The 18,888-nt window shown below is 46.7% G+C and carries 14 protein-coding genes; all 14 read right to left on the bottom strand.

The window, feature by feature from the left end; all coding sequences use genetic code 11:
* Positions 1-22 precede the first annotated feature (22 nt).
* Entirely contained in the window at positions 23-3,046 is a 3,024-nt protein-coding gene (locus L4D06_RS20160; protein ID WP_429740941.1) for a PAS domain-containing hybrid sensor histidine kinase/response regulator, read from the bottom strand.
* Positions 3,047-3,190: 144 nt separating this feature from the next.
* Positions 3,191-4,732 (bottom strand): SpoIIE family protein phosphatase, encoded by a 1,542-nt coding sequence (locus tag L4D06_RS20155; RefSeq protein ID WP_429740939.1) that lies wholly within the window; start codon positions 4,730-4,732, stop codon positions 3,191-3,193.
* 2 nt (positions 4,733-4,734) lie between these two features.
* Complete coding sequence (locus L4D06_RS20150; protein WP_274165500.1) at positions 4,735-5,442, bottom strand: CpsD/CapB family tyrosine-protein kinase; 708 nt, start codon at positions 5,440-5,442, stop codon at positions 4,735-4,737.
* Positions 5,442-7,553, bottom strand: a complete 2,112-nt coding sequence (locus L4D06_RS20145) for an SLBB domain-containing protein (protein ID WP_429740937.1) — start codon at positions 7,551-7,553, stop codon at positions 5,442-5,444. Before L4D06_RS20145 ends, L4D06_RS20150 begins: the two co-directional genes overlap by 1 nt.
* Complete coding sequence (locus tag L4D06_RS20140; protein WP_274165502.1) at positions 7,550-8,359, bottom strand: OmpA family protein; 810 nt, start codon at positions 8,357-8,359, stop codon at positions 7,550-7,552. Before L4D06_RS20140 ends, L4D06_RS20145 begins: the two co-directional genes overlap by 4 nt.
* Before the next feature lie 29 nt (positions 8,360-8,388).
* The gene (locus L4D06_RS20135) at positions 8,389-8,715 is read right to left on the bottom strand and encodes an STAS domain-containing protein (protein ID WP_274165503.1); all 327 of its coding nucleotides are present in this window, start codon (positions 8,713-8,715) and stop codon (positions 8,389-8,391) included.
* A 290-nt stretch (positions 8,716-9,005) separates the two neighbouring features.
* The gene (locus tag L4D06_RS20130) at positions 9,006-10,829 is read right to left on the bottom strand and encodes a hybrid sensor histidine kinase/response regulator (protein ID WP_429740935.1); all 1,824 of its coding nucleotides are present in this window, start codon (positions 10,827-10,829) and stop codon (positions 9,006-9,008) included.
* Positions 10,830-11,074: 245 nt separating this feature from the next.
* Positions 11,075-12,577, bottom strand: coding sequence for an O-antigen ligase family protein (locus tag L4D06_RS20125; RefSeq protein WP_429740933.1), 1,503 nt, complete (start codon positions 12,575-12,577; stop codon positions 11,075-11,077).
* A 208-nt stretch (positions 12,578-12,785) separates the two neighbouring features.
* Positions 12,786-13,802 carry a succinylglutamate desuccinylase/aspartoacylase family protein gene (locus tag L4D06_RS20120; protein ID WP_429741009.1) on the bottom strand — a complete coding sequence of 339 codons (1,017 nt, stop codon included), beginning with the start codon at positions 13,800-13,802 and terminating at the stop codon, positions 12,786-12,788.
* Positions 13,803-13,899: 97 nt separating this feature from the next.
* Positions 13,900-15,429, bottom strand: a complete 1,530-nt coding sequence (gene yfcC / locus L4D06_RS20115; protein ID WP_274165506.1) for a putative basic amino acid antiporter YfcC — start codon at positions 15,427-15,429, stop codon at positions 13,900-13,902.
* A gap of 309 nt (positions 15,430-15,738) precedes the next feature.
* Positions 15,739-16,614 (bottom strand): DMT family transporter, encoded by an 876-nt coding sequence (locus tag L4D06_RS20110; protein ID WP_274165507.1) that lies wholly within the window; start codon positions 16,612-16,614, stop codon positions 15,739-15,741.
* Between the two features lie 264 nt (positions 16,615-16,878).
* Positions 16,879-17,082 (bottom strand): hypothetical protein, encoded by a 204-nt coding sequence (locus L4D06_RS20105; protein ID WP_274165508.1) that lies wholly within the window; start codon positions 17,080-17,082, stop codon positions 16,879-16,881.
* A 200-nt stretch (positions 17,083-17,282) separates the two neighbouring features.
* A complete protein-coding gene (locus L4D06_RS20100; RefSeq protein ID WP_429740930.1) occupies positions 17,283-17,798 on the bottom strand; it encodes a lipocalin family protein in 516 nt (171 codons plus the stop codon).
* 84 nt (positions 17,799-17,882) lie between these two features.
* Positions 17,883-18,524, bottom strand: coding sequence for an SGNH/GDSL hydrolase family protein (locus L4D06_RS20095; RefSeq protein ID WP_274165510.1), 642 nt, complete (start codon positions 18,522-18,524; stop codon positions 17,883-17,885).
* Between the last annotated feature and the right edge of the window lie 364 nt (positions 18,525-18,888).

The raw sequence follows: 18,888 nt of genomic DNA, 5'->3' as shown, positions 1-18,888 counted from the left end.
ACAGATTCCTTCTGCCATCGGACTATTTCTTGGCTTTGGTATTGGCGTCAGCTGAAAACCCTTGTTGTACTCGCTTCTCCAGTTCGGTCAGCGATGCTGTTGCTTCTGTTGTCAGTAACGAAGCCGCTTCCAGCGCTGTTTCGTAATGTTGATTTAAGCAGAGCTGTTCGATATTTCGGCAAAGGTTACTCAACAAACTGTTGCCATGGGAGGCGGCGCTACTACCTAATGTATGCGCTTCAAACTCAAGCGTGTAGTAGTCTTGTATGGCAGCCGAATCCTCGATTTTTTTAACACGTAGCTGGGCATCACTGATATAAAAAGAAATGAGCTGAGGAGTGACTTCAGCAGAAGTGTCTGTGACGAGTTGAGTCAGTGTTACTTCGTCGACTCTGTCGTGGCTTGAGCTGGTTGATGGTGTTTCTGATGAATGAGGTTGATTTTCCTGACGAGAAATATCGCTGACTGTTTGTGTTACGTGGACATCATTCACCAAAGTGTCTCGAGCTTCTTTGATGTGCCCTTTTGGTTGCCAACGCGAGAGACAATCTAAGATGGATTGGCGTGTGAACGGCTTAGAGACGAAGTCGTCCATGCCAACGGCCATGAAGTTTTCTTTGTCGCCTCGGATCGCATGGGCGGTGAGAGCGACGATCACCACATTTCTAGCGTCGCTGTCGAGGGAGCGAATGCGTCGAGTGGCTTCCATTCCGTCCATTTCAGGCATGGATATGTCCATTAATACAATGTCATACGGAATGCTAGAGACCGCTTCCACCGCTTCTTGACCATTGCTTACAATATCGACAGACAAGCCAGAGAATTCAAGCATGGTACGCAATACGACTTGGTTGGCGGGGTTGTCCTCAGCCATAAGAATTCGAATGTCTGTCGCGATATCGACATGGGTCGCGGAAGGCTCGGGCGTATGAACAATACTATCATCCTGAGACGCTGTATCCACGTCGAGCACGACGCTAAACACTGACCCTTTGCCAACTTCGCTCACGACAGAGATTTCTCCATCCATCAAGTTGACGATTTGCTTGCAGATAGCTAAACCTAAACCGCTGCCTTCATGACCGCGATTGTAGCTGTCTTCAGCCATAGTAAATTCGTTGAAGAGTATTGGTATATGGCTGTTATCGATACCGACACCCGTGTCGACCACATCGATTTGCAATTGGTGGTATCTGGAACTTTGGTGGTTGCTTGTCAGTGAAACAGTCACAGAGCCTTTTTTCGTGTATTTGACGGCGTTGGACAGCAAATTAAGTAACAATTGGCGTATTCTGTCGCCATCGCCATTCAAGAACTTTGGCACATTGTCAGAGATCTTCGCCGTCAAGCGTAGGTTCTTTTTTTGTGCCTGAGGACGCATGATATCCACTGTTTGATTGAAGAGGTCGTACATATCAAAGGGATGTTTTTCTAACGATAACTTGCCGGCCTCCATCTTCGAAAAGTCGAGAATGTCATTGATGATGGCAAGGAGCAGCTCACCCGACTCCCGCGCCGTTTTCACCAATTTCTGTTGCTGGTCGGTGAGTGGTGTCTCTTTTAACAAACCAAGTACACCAAGAACCCCATTCATTGGTGTGCGAATTTCATGGCTCATTGCAGCCAAAAATTGGCTTTTGGCTTTGTTAGCACTCTCTGCGCTCTGTTGGGACTCTAAGATGATCTGCTCGGTGTTTTTCTGTTCGGTTAAGTCAAAGAAATGCGCCACATAATGAGTCAATTTTTCGCTTTCGTCTTTCACTGCGGTAATGCTTATTCGAACAGGGATCGAACGGCCTTCTTTGTGTCGAAAGGTGAGCTCTCCTTGCCAATAACCACTTGCCAACAGCTTGCGCCATATATCTTTATGAAACGCTGCATCTTGTGGGTTAGTGGTCAGTGAGCGAGGCTTTTCACCCTGAACCTCAATGTCAGAGAAGCCTGTGACGTGAGTAAAAGCAGGGTTGGTTTGAATAATGTGACCGTGGTTGTCTGAAATAAACATCGCTTCTGACGATTCAAAGGCGTGAGCCGCTATCTTTAGCTCTGTCTGGTCTTTAAGTTGTTGAGTAATATCGCGAATATAAGAGACAAAAATATGCCCTTGGGCGGTTTTGGCCGGTGAAATTGAAATTTCGATAGGAAACTCTCTACCGCTTCTTCGAATGGCTGTTAACTCTATTCGTTGATTGAGAACGGGGCCTTCGCCAGTGGAGAGAAAGTGACGCATTCCTTTTATGTGTGCTTCACGAAGGCGAGCAGGAACAATCGTATCTGCCATGGCTTTTCCGACCACTTCGTGGCGCTCCCAGCCAAAGATTTGCTCGGCAACTGGGCTGAATTCGATGATGATGTCATTGTCATTCGCAACGATGATGGCATCGTGTGAGGCATTATATATCGCTGCGTTTTTTTCTTCGATCTGTCGTGCTTCGCTGTACGAGTGCTTTTGATGCTTGAGTGAATCGTTCAGTTGGTTGTAACTGTTATCTAACTTATTCCGCATGGCATTGACCATTTGGACCGTCGCTTCAATGTCATCTTGAAAGAATAACTTTAACCGAGACGTATGCCTGCTAGGCGAATTCACGTTTTGCAATTGACGAAGGGGCTTAGTGACACCCAGCATCATAATGTAAATCGTGGCAATGGACAGAACACCTACAGCAATGATGCCCCAAATTAGCATATGCTCAGCGAACTCTTCACTTGTGTTAGCCGAGTTGTCATCATACCCAATCACGACCCAGCCCGAGGGGGCGTTAACACTGCCGATAGGGGCACTTTTGGTGGAGAGCTCGCCCGATGTATCTTGCGATAACTGGCTATGAACGAGTACGCTGCCGCTTTTTTCTATGCTTAAGAACGCGTACTTTTCTTGCTCAATGATCTTGTCTGTCAGGTTTTTTAACTCGCCAATGTCATTGTTTGATATGTATTCCAATGAAATCTCGGCGGTGATATTGGCGATGCGTTGGATATGCTCACTGGGAAGGTTAACGTTGGTCTTATGATGATGGAAAAAAGACAAGACAATGAGTGCCATGAGCGTCAGGGTTAGCGCTAATACGGTGATAAATACCGTTTTAATATTAATGTTCAGAGCGCCCCCCTTTGTTTTGTATAATTGCTGAAACTAAAGTGTCAATATTAATAATATGCGTTTTTGAGTTTAGTACAGTTTGCTGGCTTATTCTTTTTCCCGAGCACAGAGTTCGAGCAGAATTAGGGTCGCGTCATCTTTGTGTCGCTCTCCATAATGCTCAAATGATGACATGACGGTTTCGGTGGCTTCTTGCAACGGCAATTCACGTGTATCACTTAAGGCTTCCATCACTTTGTCAGTGAGAAGTTGGCGGGCTTCATTGTCTTCCGCCGCTTCGAATAAGCCATCGGTATATACCGCGATTCGTTCTCCAAGCTTGAGTGTTGTGGTGAGTACGTCATATTCCGCGCCGTAAAGCACGCCCGGCAAGATGCCACCAATATTAAGCGGCTCTACGAGATTTTCTGAGACTTTAAAGGGGGCGGGGTGGCCTGCACTCGCGATTTGAATGGTGCCATCATCAAACAAGGCCATGGAGCAGCAAGTCAGGATGACTTGTGACAGTAAATTGTCTTCCAGTGCGCAATCAGACAAGCGATTGAGTAGCGTAGCGCAGGGATTTTTCTCCGCATCAACTTGGTACATAAGGCCACGTAGATACCCGCCATAGGCGTACGAGAAAAATTTGGCAGCGACATCATGTCCCATGACGTCAGCAAGATTGACCATCAAAAAATCGGGGGTGTCGCGGTGTAGAACCAAATCTCCACCGCCAATGCCGGTGTTACGGCTCGCGATTGACATGTTCCACCCATGGGATGTGCTGGGTAAAGAAGGCGTTAGTGCGCTGGTAATACGTTGATTGATTTTGTCTGTTAACTGGCGATAGATTTGGTCTGAACGGTTTAAAACACGTTGTACGCTTTGAGTCAGAGCGGATTTTGAAACAGGTTTTACTATGTAATCATCAATGCCAAGACCCAGTGCATTGCTTCTTGTTTCAGGGTTATCTGAATACGTTAAAAAGATGAATGGAGTCAGTAGTGTGTTGGTTTCATTGTGAAGCGCTTTTTTTAGGCTTAAGCCATCCATCCCGGGCATTCGGATGTCCGAAATCACCAGATCGACAGTGTTATGCAGCAGAAACTCGAGAGCTTTCTCGCCATTCTCTGCTTCAAAAACACGATAATGTTCGGATAGATATGCACTAAATAAACGTCGTTGGCTGTCATCATCTTCAACGATGAGCACGCTAGGTTTGGTGGAAATTTGTTGAATTTTCCACTTTAGGGTGAGCTTATTGGCACCGAAGGTTGTGCGTTTTGTGTATTCCATGTCATCGGTAAGGCTCTGAATGAGCGCCAACCCTCGTCCACCCTCTTTTTCCTCGAATGTATCCAAGGTTTGAACGCGATTGGGCAGTGCTGGATTCCAGCTTTGTCCGTCATCTGATAGGTGTAATAACCAATATCCATCTTGGCATTCTAATTCCACGTTTATATAGGTAGGTTTTGGATTCGTATGGTTCACCAAATTCGCTGCAGCCTCAGAGAAGCACAGTTGAATATTGTTCGAAAGATGGTCGCTAACCCCCCGGACTTTTAGCGTTGCGCTGATTTCCTTTCTTGCTTCGCTTGCGTTTTTTAATGTAGCAGGACGACATTGGAGATTGATTACCATCACCATAATTAGATCTCCAATGACAATAAATGGCTTTTTAAAATGGCTTTTCTGAGTCGGCCTGCGAGCCATGGCATACGTTTCGAAATACGGCCTATTTCGCGCAAAATTTCGACTTTGAGTGAAGGGTTGTTTTTATCATTCAGTACACAGCCAAGGATGTGTGCACCCGCATCGTTGAGCTTTTTAACAGATTCTGATGCTTGCGCTTCGGTGGTTTGCCCTGTCATAACGACCATGATCGTTCCATCTGCAGCCGCGGCAACACGCTCAGGCGGTATGTTGTTCGCATTGAGTCGTGAGATGGGTGACGTGTCAAAAATGATCAGATCAAAGTCCTCGTGCCATTGTTTCACATACTCTTCCAATGAGCCTGGACGGCGCAATTCCATGATGGTCTCTCGCTTCGAAGGGGCAATGATTCCTGTGAAGTATGTATTGTCTCCTGTGACACCGACGAGCTCAGGGCTTGGAAGTTGATGATTGTCATAGGTCGTGACAGTCATCCCCTGACTTTCAAGGCTCGGATGATATAGGTTCAAGTCCACGACCAAGGTGGACTTACCGGCCAGCAAAGAGCGGTGTGCGATGGCGCTCGCGAGTGATGTGACACCTTCCCCTGACTCTGTCGCTGTCAACGCTAGGGTTTTGTAATTGTTGCGGACAACCTGAAAGTAAATCCGCTCTACTTCTACGTTCCACGGAGGAATATTCATTAGAGTAATCCTATCAGTGCGGCAATCCCTGCCAGTTGGAAGATATCAGTGATCCCTTGACGAATTTTTTCTGCAGTACTTTCTTCTTTCGTGGGCACGTAAACCGTGTCACCCACACGCAATACAGGAAGGTCTTGGAATCGCGCAGTGCGGCTAAATTCAGATAAGTTGAAGGTTTTTGCTTGATCTCGGCAGCAGGACACATTGACTACGGTAATTCGCTCGATATAGGCGTTGTTACTTGGGCCGCCAGCCTCTGCGAGAAGATCGAGAATTGTCATATGGTCATCGAAAGTGTAGCGCCCAGGTTTATTCACGGCTCCTAGCACGCGAATGGTGTTTTCTTTTGACAGATCGAGCCAATTTCGGTCTTTTTCTGGTATGTAGATGGTGTCGCCAATATTGACCTCAGGCAAGAGGGTTGAATCGCCAGTTTCAAAGAAGAGTGCCAGATTCAGTTTACTGACTCGAGCAACATTGCCATCAAGGTGTGTGATACGAATATTGTGTAAATCTGCCTGAGCGGTTGGACCATCAGCGGCAGAAAGAATATCGAGAAAGTGCATTTCTTCGGTAAATTTATAACGACCCGGAGCGCCGACTTGGCCAAAAACATAAATCGATGTGTCTGAACTTTGTCGAATCCATTTGGCTTTGTTATCAACTGGATCATCAGGTAAGTCATGAACGCGAACGGTTGAACCCGCTTTAATCGGGGGTAATTCTGTGTCTGCCAAGCCATCACGAATGAAGGTGTCGAGGTTGAATGTATAGACTTTTGATCTATTGGCAGTTACTGGCGTCACGATTTCGATTTTACTGGTGTCAGCGCGAGAGGTTGGCCCGCCAACGTGAGCCAGCAAATCAAGGAGTGACATTTCAGAAGACCACTCAATACGGCTGGGTCTTACGACTTCGCCGAACACGCGAACGGCTCTGTCTGGTGAAACTTTTAGCCATGACTTCTCGTTGAGGTCGAGTTTTTCGGGAACAAAAATCGCATCTCCGGGAGCGACGAGTGGCAGAGGTCCTGATAGTTTGCCTTCTGAGAAGAGGGTCAAGTCAAACCCTACGGTGTCTCCATTGGCTCTGATAATTCGGATCTGGCGACTTTCCGCAAAACGGGTTGGCCCGCCTGCATTGGCAAGAATATCAATAAATGTTGCTTCTTCTTTACTTTCATAAGCGCCAGGTTTGGCGACTTCCCCCATCACATAGACAGTGTTAGAACCGGTTTTAATTTCTTCCTCTTGCTTAGGAACAAAAATGGTTGAACCTTCAACAATGTTTGGCAATAGGCCTTCATCGCCTGAGTCCAAATATTGCTTGAGGTTAAAGATACGTGGCTCGCTCTTAGAAATAACGCGGATCTGTTCGACGGCTGCGAAGCGTGTCACTCCCCCAGACCGCATGAGCAAGTCGACCAAGTTGTTCTCTTCCTTGGCGGAGAAACTGCCTGGACGTATTACCTCGCCAAATACTTTGATGGCTTTTCTGTCTTCAGCGGCATCCCCAGAATCGGCGAGTTTTGAAGGGTCGAAGCTCTGTTCAACGTTGCCAATCATGGGCGACGCTGGGATAAATAAGGTATCTAGTGAGTTCAAGGTCGGTAACAGGCTGTCATTCCCTGAGTCGAGAAATTTTTTGTAGTCAAAGGTGCGCACTTCGTCGCCCCGTCGTAACTGAAACTTATCGAGTTGAGCGCCTGGACGGAGCCCACCCGCCGCATAGAGTGCCATTTGAATGGACGCTTCGTTGGGAAGGGTAAACTCACCAGGTTCCGCTACGTAACCTTGGATGGTAACGATGAGTTGGCGTTTACTAACATAAACTTGTAGCGATGAGAGGTCGCGGATGACTTCACTGAGGGTATCTTTCACAGCGCTAGCCAGTACTTCTTCTGTCATCCCTGCGGCTTGAACCATGCCCACTTCGGGGAGGGACAAACGCCCTTGGCGGTCAATTTGGAATTCTTTGTTCAGCATGACCTCACCAGGTAACATAATTGCTACCAAATCGCCGATTTGTACGCGATATTCTTCCGACTGCGCTTTTACCGTATTGGCAAAAATCAACGCCGAAAGCAGGATGAGAGTCAGTGCATGCTTCATTTGACGGCTCCTTGCGAGAGAGGGCGCGTCGGTACTTCAATCAATTCAATGGATACGCGCCGATTCACCAAGCGCTCTTGTGGTTCACTGCCGTCAAAAAGAGGGTCAGTTGAACCGACAGCAGCGACAGTGAGGCGAGAAGGAGCAATGCCGAATATCTGTAAATATCGTTTTACTTGGTTTGCTCGCGCAAGGGAAAGCGCCTTGTTGGCTCTTTGATTGCCAATTGAGTCTGTGTGTCCAGTGATGTGCAGGGAATATTGGGGTAAGTCGCGTAACAAGTGAGCGGCTTCCGCTAAGTGGCCCATGTATTTGGGGTTAACTTCGGGGGAGTTGAATGCGAATTGGTTGTCGATATTCAGTAGGGCATAGATCTCTTCAGCAAGTTGCGAGGCAGAGGCATATTGGCCCGTACCATTTGGCGTGCAAGCCCCACTTTTAACGACGGCATCTAACTGTTTTTCCAATCTTTCGAGTGCTGCACGTTGAATAATCAGGTCGTTAGCTGCATCAAACTCCAGTCCGCCATGCAACTCTCGTACAATGCGAGCCTGCATACGGCGTGCTTGATAGACAGTGGCTGGAAAACACAGTTCAGCACCTTCTAACACCAAAACATCTAAGTGACGTGCTGATAACTCCCATTCAAAGCGTAAGCCATGTTCCGGACCGATAGGTTGATCGGCTAATACAGGAGAGAGTGCAGAATAATGGTGCTCAGCCATACCGCCCTGGCCGTCATCGGGAAACATCGAACAGCCTGAACTCAGTGCAGTGATGACGATGAGCGTTGAGAGTTTTCTCATGACAATTCCCCTACTGGGTAGAATTCCGTTTAACTCGCGTTTGGTGCAGTCTCTACAGATATCGCACTGTTGATACGTAATAAGTTTATGATTTCAAGAGGTTGGCCATGTACATGGGTGAGTGCTAACGTTTTGCCATTTGCTTTGAGTCTTTTGAAGAGAAATACGATGGCGCCGATGCCCGAGCTGTCGAGGAAGTCTACTTGACCAAGGTTGAGGGTAATGTCTGTGAGCGATTCTACGTTCACCAGTTCATCTAATTCAGGTTGAAGCTCACTGCATCCTTGTGCATCCATATCGCCATGGATGAGGATGAGCAGAGAATCGTTAGATTGTTCAATGCGTTCGATTTGCATGATGTAGTGCCTCTCCTGTATGACTATCTGTACCAAGCGAAATCTATGCCAAGTAAATATATTCATATAAAACAATGAAATATGGTTTTATCTTCATGAGTGGACAGGCAGTTTCTCATTCTGACAATGAATATGAGAAACACCTCAGCAGTGTTTCTCGTATATTCACTTTCGCGCTATCTAATGGTAAGAGATTGATTTCGCTTGTATCAATAATGAACCGCTCGTCCACTATTAAAGATAGTGGGGTTTCTTCAAAAAGCGACTTGGGCTTGAGGCAAAAATCTGCGTTATGCGTTGAAACTGATATGTTTTCGTCCCATCCAGTTAGTTATCGCTTCGATCATTGTGTGTTTGTTGACGGGCTTGGCCAGAAAATCGTCCATACCAACCTGCCTACATTTATTTCTATCGTGAGCGGTTACGTTTGCAGTCATGGCGAGTATGGGCATAGTTCGCCCTTGTTCGTTGAGATGACGAATCGTCTCACACGCGGTAAAACCATCCATTTCAGGCATCTGTAGGTCCATCAGAATCAGCTCATAATGTGAATTCTCGATAGCATCGATGGCTTCTTGTCCATTACACGCCGTTGAGACGATAAATCCGGCACTCTCCAGCATGGTACGAGCAACGAGTTGATTGGCGGGGTTGTCTTCAACCAACAGAATATTGCCGGGCTTTTCTGTCTTGAACACTTTCTTCGGTATCTCTTTGATAGAAGACTGCTCTGGGTATTGCATGTCACAAGGCAAGGTAATGGTGAATTCACTGCCAACATTTACCCGACTTTCAAGGACCAACTCGCCACCAAGCAATTCTACAAGACGCTTAGAGATGGCAAGTCCCATTCCTACCCCCCCATAGGTTCGAGAGAATGTGGGGTCTTTCTGGGTGAAAGGTTCGAATATTGCTTCTTGGTCGATGGGTGCGATACCTATTCCTGAATCACAAATTTGCAGTTTTAAGCCTGAAGGGTAGGCATGGCTCATGGTTAATTCTATTTCGCCTTCTTGCGTGAACTTGAGGGCATTTCCGATAATATTGGTGAGTACTTGAGAGAGCTTGCCTTTGTCAGTATCTGCGATGATGCGATGGTTTAATCGTTCATCAAAAATTAACGAAATGTTTTTTGCCGCGGCATTTTTCTCAAACATTGAAAGTACATGCTCACCCAATTCAGCCACATCAAATTCTTCGCGTCTTACATCGAGGGAACCAATATCCAATTTGGAGTAATCCAAAATATCGTTTAGTTGGTTTAACAGCAGGTTAGCTGAATCATCCGCCATGGTGGTCAGTACCTTACAATGTGGCGGTAATGATTCTTCTTTGAGTATGTCTACGGCGCCCAGAATCGCATTCATCGGGGTTCTAATTTCATGGCTCATGGTGGCAATAAACTGGGATTTGGCAATGTTGGCAGCCTCGGCGGCTTCTCTGGCCTCACTAAGCTCAAGCTCTCGTTGTTGTTGCTCTTGAATATGTTTGTCCAACTCGTCGACACAGAGATGCAAACGCGTCATCTCGTTGTAAGTAGAGGCTTGATGATCATGACTGTTTGACAGGCTTTGCAATCGGCGGGAAACACGCGCTAATGGCCTGAACACGAGGAAATGAGAGACAACGACAACCAGTGAGCTGAGAATTAAAACCGCCGCGGCTGAAAAGTAACGAATTTGCTGACCATGCAGTGCGATATCTTGAAGCATTTGTTTTTTGCTCATAGATATTTGCATGAGTCCTATGTGCTTATCGTCGATGCTGACGGGATTGACGAAGTTCAATGCCATGGGGTTGTTGTCGTGTGGCTTGTCACCCCATTGCCCTATTTCTAAACCGTCGTTGGTGACGATGGAGACGTAGCAAAGGTCGGGATAGTGTTTAGCCATTAACTGTAACTTCTGATTCAAGATCCCTGATTCTTGCGTTGTTATATCTTCTGACAATGCAGAGATTAACGCAGAGAAGTTCGCACGAATTTGCATGTCCATCCGGCTTTCAAGATAGTTGCGCTCTATCTGCCTGGCGGCATTTCCTGCGAGGTAGCTGATCCCTGCGGTAAGCACGATGACAGACACAATGTATTTCACCCAAAGTGATACGTTCTTCATGCCATTTCCTCCTTTGGCGTGATGGTTTAGTTTCATTTTCGCTCTCAATATGACGGTGAAGATGAATGTCATAATGAGAATTTCAGCTAGCTGAAAGACTTTTTAGTGCGTTACAGCCGTTGTTTGTTATCTATGCACTTAGCTTGCCAACCTGCCAGAAACTGACGCTTATAGTTCAACACGGCTGATGGAGCGAGTTGTGTAGCACGAGGTAAGGAACAGGGGGATGTTTTATCTGATGTTGGCTAGCGGGAACTGGCGTTACTATTAGGGCTGGGCTCAGGCGCTTTGTCACTGTTAGCGTCACCTTCTGATTGTTCGTCAGAATTGCAGTGGTTCTTCGCCGCCAATGCCGCTTCGTTCACTTTGACGTAATGGGCGACGGAAGCGGTCAATGAAAGCAAAATATAGATAGGCCAAGTGAAACCTTGTGTAAGGAAGGTGCCTGACACACAAAACGCAATCATGCCTGAGAACAAACCTTCTGAAATACAGCGCACTACTGGGGGATATGCTTGGGGATTACTCGTTACTATTTGGACGGTTTTTTGCGCTGACCGGAACACAATGAACGTCATGGTTAAGAAAGCGGCAAGACCCAAGAAACCTGTTTCACCCAGTACGCCAAACCATGTACTGTGAACCGCATGGTTTAGTCCATCCCAATGTGGCGAGTAATAGAAGTAATTAAAGTAAAAATTATTTAGCCCAACGCCCGAGAAAGGGTTGTCGACAGCCATGAAAAAGGCCGCTTCCCAAGCATATAAGCGCCCTTTTGCTGATTCATCCAACCCATCTTCTGCGGCACCACCAGACTTACGTCCACTGATACCCGCGACCATAAACAATATTAAGCACAATAGGCCACCGACGCCGAACAACAAGGCTTTGGACTTAACGCGACGCCAACCAATTGTGCCTAACGCTGAGAGTATGCCGAGTATGCCACCTCGGCTTTGTGTGCCAATAATGGCAACGAACAGCGCAATGGCAGTCACTAAGCCAATAAAGCGGGCTTTTTTGGGCAAACCTGACGTGATGGTGATACTCACTGCAAATGAAAAAGGGAACAAAAGCACAAGCGCCAAATCATTAGGATCGCCCAATACCGAACCCAATTCTCGACCCACGGTGACGCGCGTTTCTTCCACCATGCCAATGCCATTCACCTTGTTGAAAATGGTCACCATGGCAACGGATAAGCCTGATGCGACAATCATAATCAACGCATTTCGATAGTGTCTTTCATGGCACAATAACCAAGCAAGTGCTGGCGTCATGATGCCGATTTTGATGTAGATGTTCTTGTAGTAAGCAAACGCTTCACCCGTATTACCTGAAAGGGGAATGCCGATGGTGACGAGTGCCAAGAAGACATAAAAACTGTTGAGCTCTTTGCTGTGGAACATTTTGATTTTGCCGCTCAGTCCAATATGCCACGCTAACGTTGTAAGAGTGCCTAAAGACAACATGAGAGGAATCTTTAAGGAATACAAAGGGGCAAAGGCTTCGTGAAGGCGAAAAAACGAGAAAGCGATAAATAGGAGTCCAAGCAGGACAGGTTGTGAAAGGGTGATCAGCAGTGATAAGGGAAGTAGACCGACAACTAATGGGATAATGGGGTGCGGAATGATCAGCCATACCACACACGTCAGCGCGACAAATAACGCGGTCGCGTGAACGAAATGGGTTCTGAGCCGCACTAGCAGCATGTTTTGCTGATCGCTTATCCAGCGAAGTAGTTGCATTAACAGCACTCTTATACTCTGATTACTTTATGGTAGAGCAAAGTGCGTGCCATGAGCTGTCTAGAAAATTAACGCTAATTTATCAATATATTAGTGGCTTTTTTTTAGATGGATAAAAGAAAACCGCGCATATCCATACACGGTTTTCCTAATTTGCATGTCAATTCGACAAAAGAGCAGCAAACTGTCTTCCGTCATTTATCATGCGCTATTCGGGATGAATCAATCGAATGGTCATGGAGCCTGCCGCACGCATGGATTCCACATTAATGCTCAATACTACCGCTGACTCAGGTGCTCGGTAGTGATGCACTTCTTCACCGAAGCTATCGTATTGAATCGCTAAGAGTTGGTCTGTTTCTACATGTTGTAACAGTGAAACTTGCGGTAAAATGAAACCACCTTGAACGGCTTTTAGTGTGGTGACACGAGCGCTTTCAATGGCTTTTTCGATAGGTTCAGGCATCCCATCGATTGCGTCATAGTGTTTGAAAATGTTCATCGCGCCAGTGACTGTGCGGGCAATCATCGCTGTGTCGGTGTAACGCCCTACTCCAATTTCAACAGTAATGCTTGGGATGTGGTTTTGATTCCACACCGTTTCAAGTATCCCAGGATCGCCGGGGTCATCCAAAATCGCATCAGGGTTCATCAAGCGTGCCATTTGAAGGGCATCATCAAGGCGATAATCTGCGAACGCATATAAGGGATATGCCGTGCCTGATGTTTGGGTATGAAGATCTATGGCTAACTCTGCATTGGGCATGAGTAGCTTGTGCCATATCGTGTACAAATACCGCTGAGGTTCGTTGCCGTTGGCGTTACCAGGGAAGTGACGGTTGAGGTTGCCACAAGACACATCAGGGTCTGCAGAAAAGAAGTCACGACTGTGGTTAAGCATGCCTGTAAGGTTCACCGTTGGGATGATGGTAATACACCCTGCGATGTCATGATCTTGTAGCGAGCGTGCTATGGCTTGTGCTGTTAATACGCCGTTGTACTCATCGCCATGCACGCCGGCTGTGATAACGATTTTCTTTCCGGCTTTTTGACCTTTGAATACCCAAACTGGCAGGTGTTGCGATTGCGCCAGCGCATTCGTAGCAGCGCGAAACCAGAACTTGTGCTGCCCAGCTTCCAGCGTGGTCACATCCAATGCGCTGATCACCGCCAGCCCGTCGATTTGATTACCTTCAATGATTGTTGTCATACTGCGTGTCGCCATACTTCTATGTGGTTCGAGATAACATTCGATTTGAAAAAAGGCGAGATAATCATCTCGCCTTTCTAGTGTGCTCATTTTACTTCAGTGCGGTGCTGACTTAGGCAAAGCCCATCATGTGCGCGCCTACTACCGTGACACTTGCAATGACAAAAAGCAACAGCATAAAGCGCCACACGAACTTGGCCCAGTTGCCCCAATCAATGCGACAAACACCCAATGTTGCCATCAAAGATGCCGACGTCGGTACGATGATGTTGGTGAAGCCATCGCCCAATTGGAACGCCAATACGGCCACTTGGCGAGACACGCCTGCAATATCAGAAAGCGGAGCCAACAACGGCATGGTGAGAGCCGCCTGACCTGATCCCGAAGTCACGAAGAAGTTAAACACAGATTGGAAGACGTACATCAACCAAGCTGCAGCAGCAGAAGGAAGCTCACTAATAGCACTGCCTGCATTGTGCAAGATGGTGTTTAGCACGCTTGGGTCTTCAGAGCCGCCACCCAGTAACAGCAATACGCCTTTCGCGAAACCGACCAATAGGGCAGGCGCCAGCATGATGCCCGCACCTTCTTTAAAGGCATCGGCGACATCATTTGCTGTCATATTGTTGAGTTTGAACAGCATGGCGATAATTGCCACCACAAAGCCCATGGTAAAGAACTGAGAAGCAATCTCTGGAATGTACCAAGCATGAGCGACCACACCCCACACTACCCAAATGGTAGTGGCTAGCACGGTTAGAATGACCAGCGTGTCACCAAACCCCCAGCGTGCTTCATTCTCTTCTTGCGCTTTGTCTTTCAGGTAAGCATCAGAGGCAAAGCTGTAAGATGCTTGCGGATTGGCTTTGATTTTGGAGGCGTACATCATGGTAAAGCCGATACCAATGAGGGTAAATGCTGCCCACATCACCATGCGGAATGTCATGCCAGATAGAACAGGAACCCCAGCAATACCTTGTGCAATTGCCACTGAAAATGGGTTCATCCATGAAGTGGCGAAACCGACTTGTGTCGCTACGTAGGTCACCATCACTGTGGTAATACCGTCGTAGCCAAGGCGAACCATCAAAGGCGCGATAATAATGGCAAACGCAACCGCTTCTTCACCCATACCGAACACGGCGCCGCCGAGTGAGAACAGTGAAAACAACACTGGAATAAACAGCGCTTCACTGCCTTTGGTCTTGTCGATGAGCTTCAAAATGCCGTTATCAATGGTACCTGTGCGCATTACCACACCAAACGCACCACCGATGATCAACATGAACATGATCACGCCAATCGCCGAACCCCATTTGGAACCTGATACCAGACCTTCAAATGGGAAGTTCATCAAGCCAATGCCGCCGCCAGACGCGAAAAACTGGACTTGGTTGTAAACCACGTCACCGTTTTCATCAGTGACTAAACGGAAAGATTCAGGATTGATGACGGTGCGGCTTTTTTCAGCGCCATCGACCATGAAAGAAACCTGTTGGCTATCGAATTGACCAACAGGGATCAAGTAAGTCATAGCGGCAGCGAGAAGGCCCACAATGAAAATCAAAATCAGGGTGTCAGGCATTTGCCATTTCTTTTGGCCTGCCACCTCATCTTGGGTTTGAACGTGTGTTTGAGACATTCCATCATTCTCAATATAAAAGGGGCATAAAATGTCGTTAAAAACGAATAAAAAGTCAATTAATTTAATGTGGTGAGGGTAGGTAATTGATGAATACTTATTATTGCTCAAATACCAGACGAAATGACTGGTTACAAATTAAGCAGGAAATGGGTTTGGTATTGAAGGAAGAGGAGGTGAATCCAAATGGGAAAATGAAGCGCTATGGAGCTTGCAACAAGGCGATGGGTAGGTGAAATCAAAAAGGCTGCGATTGAATAGATACGCAGCCTTTGTTTGTAGAATGATAATCATCAGCTTGATGAGAGATTAGCGTAGCGATAATTTCGGCGCTTTCATCACCAAATACACCGCCATCGCGCAACATGCGAAGCCAATTAATGTGGCACCAGAAAAAGCTTCGTCGAAAAACAGCCAACCTTGCAATGCGGCTAATGGCGGAACCAGATAAATGTAAGACGTAACCTTTGACGCTGCACCTTGATCAACCATGTAGAGATACAACAAAACCGCCACTACCGACAGCACAAGTACTGACCATAGCATGGTGAGGGAAAAGGTCAGTGTCCATGTCACTTGCACACCCACAATCAGCCAAACAATCGGTAAGAACACCATGGTTGCCGCAACATATTGCCACATGGCAGAGGCCACCAAATTCATCCCCTGACAGAAGTGTTTTTGATAAAGAGTCCCGAATGTAATACCAAGGAGGGCTGAGCCAACAAACAAGTAAGCATAAAGTGGTTGTGCATCGATTCCCCAACTCATTTTTCCTTGAACCACAAAAGCAATACCGATAATCCCGGCAGCGAGTCCTAGCCATTGCGCGGTATTGAGCCTCTCTGAAGAAGTGTTCACGACGATCACCGCAGTGAGAATGGGTTGAAGCCCAACTAACAAAGATGAAAGGCCAGCTGGCATGCCATGGTCAATGGCGGCAAATACACCTCCTAGATAAAATCCGTGGATTAATATCCCTGATGCGAGTGCATGAACAATTTGCATGCCTTTTGGCATCACCGGTTTCATTACCAGCAGAATTGCGATGAATACCAAAACATTCAGTGCCATGCGGATCAGCAGAAACGTGGCGGCATTAGAATCAATAAGTCCGAATTTTGCCCCGACAAAGCCCGTACTCCAGAGCAGAACGAAAATAAAGGGTATGGCTTTTTTTAGCATGGGGGAGCAATCCTTGGCGATAAAATGTGTGCTTTTGCGTAGTGGGGAATTAGAGCGCAACTCGGTGAGCACCACAACCTAAGTTTGGTCAAGGTTATTGAACGGATTCATCGGGCTAGATGAAGAATGGGAATAGTATCGAGCAGGATTGTAGATATAAAAACGTTAGGTGTGGCTTTGAGTCTGACTCAGAGGCGGGCTGGATAGCCCGCTTTTCGCACAAAATGAAGGTCAGCGTGGGATCTAAAACGCTAGTAATGTTATTTACGCCGCGTTCTGAGCGTTTTTCGCTATCGTTCTTTTTAAGCTGCGATTTTTGTTGAGCTCAATTTTATAAGCGGTGAGCAGTGTTGAAAGATCGCTCACTTTGATCTTGCAGTCGCCATCGCTATCGATAGAAGCAATAGCGTCTTGATTTAAGCGAGACAATGTTTCTCGCATTTGAGGGGTATCAGTTGTTATTGGCATATTATTGATTATTTTGTTAATTCGAAGGCATTAAAGCAAAAACCCACGACAAAGTTTAGTGGTTTATTTTAAGGCAGCAGTGTTTGCGGGAAAATTAAGCAAAATTCGGGACTTGCGTTCAATATGTGCCCAAACAACCTGAATTAATCATAATCAGGCTATTTAGACAAAAGTGAAAGCGCGCTGAATGCACGCAAAAATCATTGTTGGACGGGGAAAATTATTTCGTTGAAGTTAAAGCCTTTTTCTTCTGCCAAGGCTAAGAAATCAGCCATCACTTGATCAGAGACCGTGGGCGTGCGTGCGAGCAGCCATAAATAGTCTGTGTTGTAACCAGAAACGAACGCATAGTCGTATTCCTCGCCCAATTCAAAAACCACATACGACGAAAAGAAAGGGCCAAAGAAGGAGACTTCAAGGTGCGCAGTGTCGCGATTACCCACAAAATAGGCACGGCCTTCGGCCTCAGACCATTCTTTATCTTCTGCTTTATAGCCGCGGTTCAGTACGCGAATACCGCCATCTTCGCGCAGAGAATACTCTGCTGTGACATTGCTTAAATCGCGCTCAAAGCTGTGGTCTAGGCGGGCGATTTCGTACCATTTTCCAAGATAGCGTTGCTCATCGAATTCTGTCACCGGTGTGACGCCTTCAGGAATTGATTGGCACGCTGTTAACAGCAACAAAGAAAGTGCAATGAATATACGACGAATCATCTGGGTTCTGCTTATTGTTATCGATAATGTAAGTCGTTACGCGTCAGCAAGCGACGACGATCAGACGCTAGCACACTATTTTGCTTAACCTTGCAGGCTCCGCAGCGTTTGGTTGAGCAAAATGGCAAGAGCTGAGTGACCTTGCTCATCCATGTGTAAACCATCAATGGGAGAGGCTTCGCAGGCTTCTGCTGCATCGACAAAGTGACAACCTTCCTCTTTCGCGACAGCGGAAAAGAAACTCGCCAGTTGCAGAGACTTTTGGCGACCATTGGTAAATCCGGTTTTCCATTTATTGTCGTCATGCATTGGTGCGGGAGAGACAACGAGAATACGAGGTGACCTGTGTCCTGCGTTGTCACACGCACGAACTTGACCAATCAGTTTTCGAATACCTTCCGCAATCCATGCGGGTTCTGATGGGTAGAGCGATTTGAGATCGTTTGTTCCGAGTGTGATAACCACCCAATCAAGAGGACGATGAGTGAGTAATAACATGGGTAACGCAGCGCTACCGTCTCGATAAGGCTTTAAAGGATCTTTCCACATGGTGGTGCGTCCATTTAGCCCTTCCTCCATCACTTCCCAAGCAACCGAGTCTGCAACTGGATCATTCAAATGTGTTTTAAGGCGAGATGTCCAGCGAACACCTTCTGGCCAGCGTTCGCCATTTGAAGGGTTGTATCCCCATGTGTTTGAATCACCAAAGCATAAAATCCGCGGCATTGTGTGTCCTCCGTGTTGGTCGATGGGTATTGCTCTTTCTCTTGAGTAGATATCTTCGAGGGAAAATATTCAACTCCTAACGTTCAACCCAAGGGAATTGTTGAATAAATGACATTGTCCTTGGTGCTTCATTGACCCGTATCAAGCCATTTTGCTGCCGCTTAAGGTCTACTTGAGCCCTCAAAAAATACTGCCAGAGAAATACCTGCTTTCGTTGATATTGGATGGCGGGAACTTTCGAAATCCTAGCGAAGAGTGAGTAAAAAGAATAAAAAGTGTCGCAAATGAAGAATATCAAGTCGAGGCAAACAGCCCATACTCACAAGAAGTTCGAGTACAGATTCGAGTATAAATGACCAATAAT

This window comes from Enterovibrio makurazakiensis (assembly GCF_050336585.1).
Taxonomy (GTDB): Bacteria; Pseudomonadota; Gammaproteobacteria; order Enterobacterales; family Vibrionaceae; genus Enterovibrio; species Enterovibrio gelatinilyticus.
Note: the sequence above shows the minus strand (reverse complement) of the source record. Positions and strands in the feature narration are given on the sequence as shown.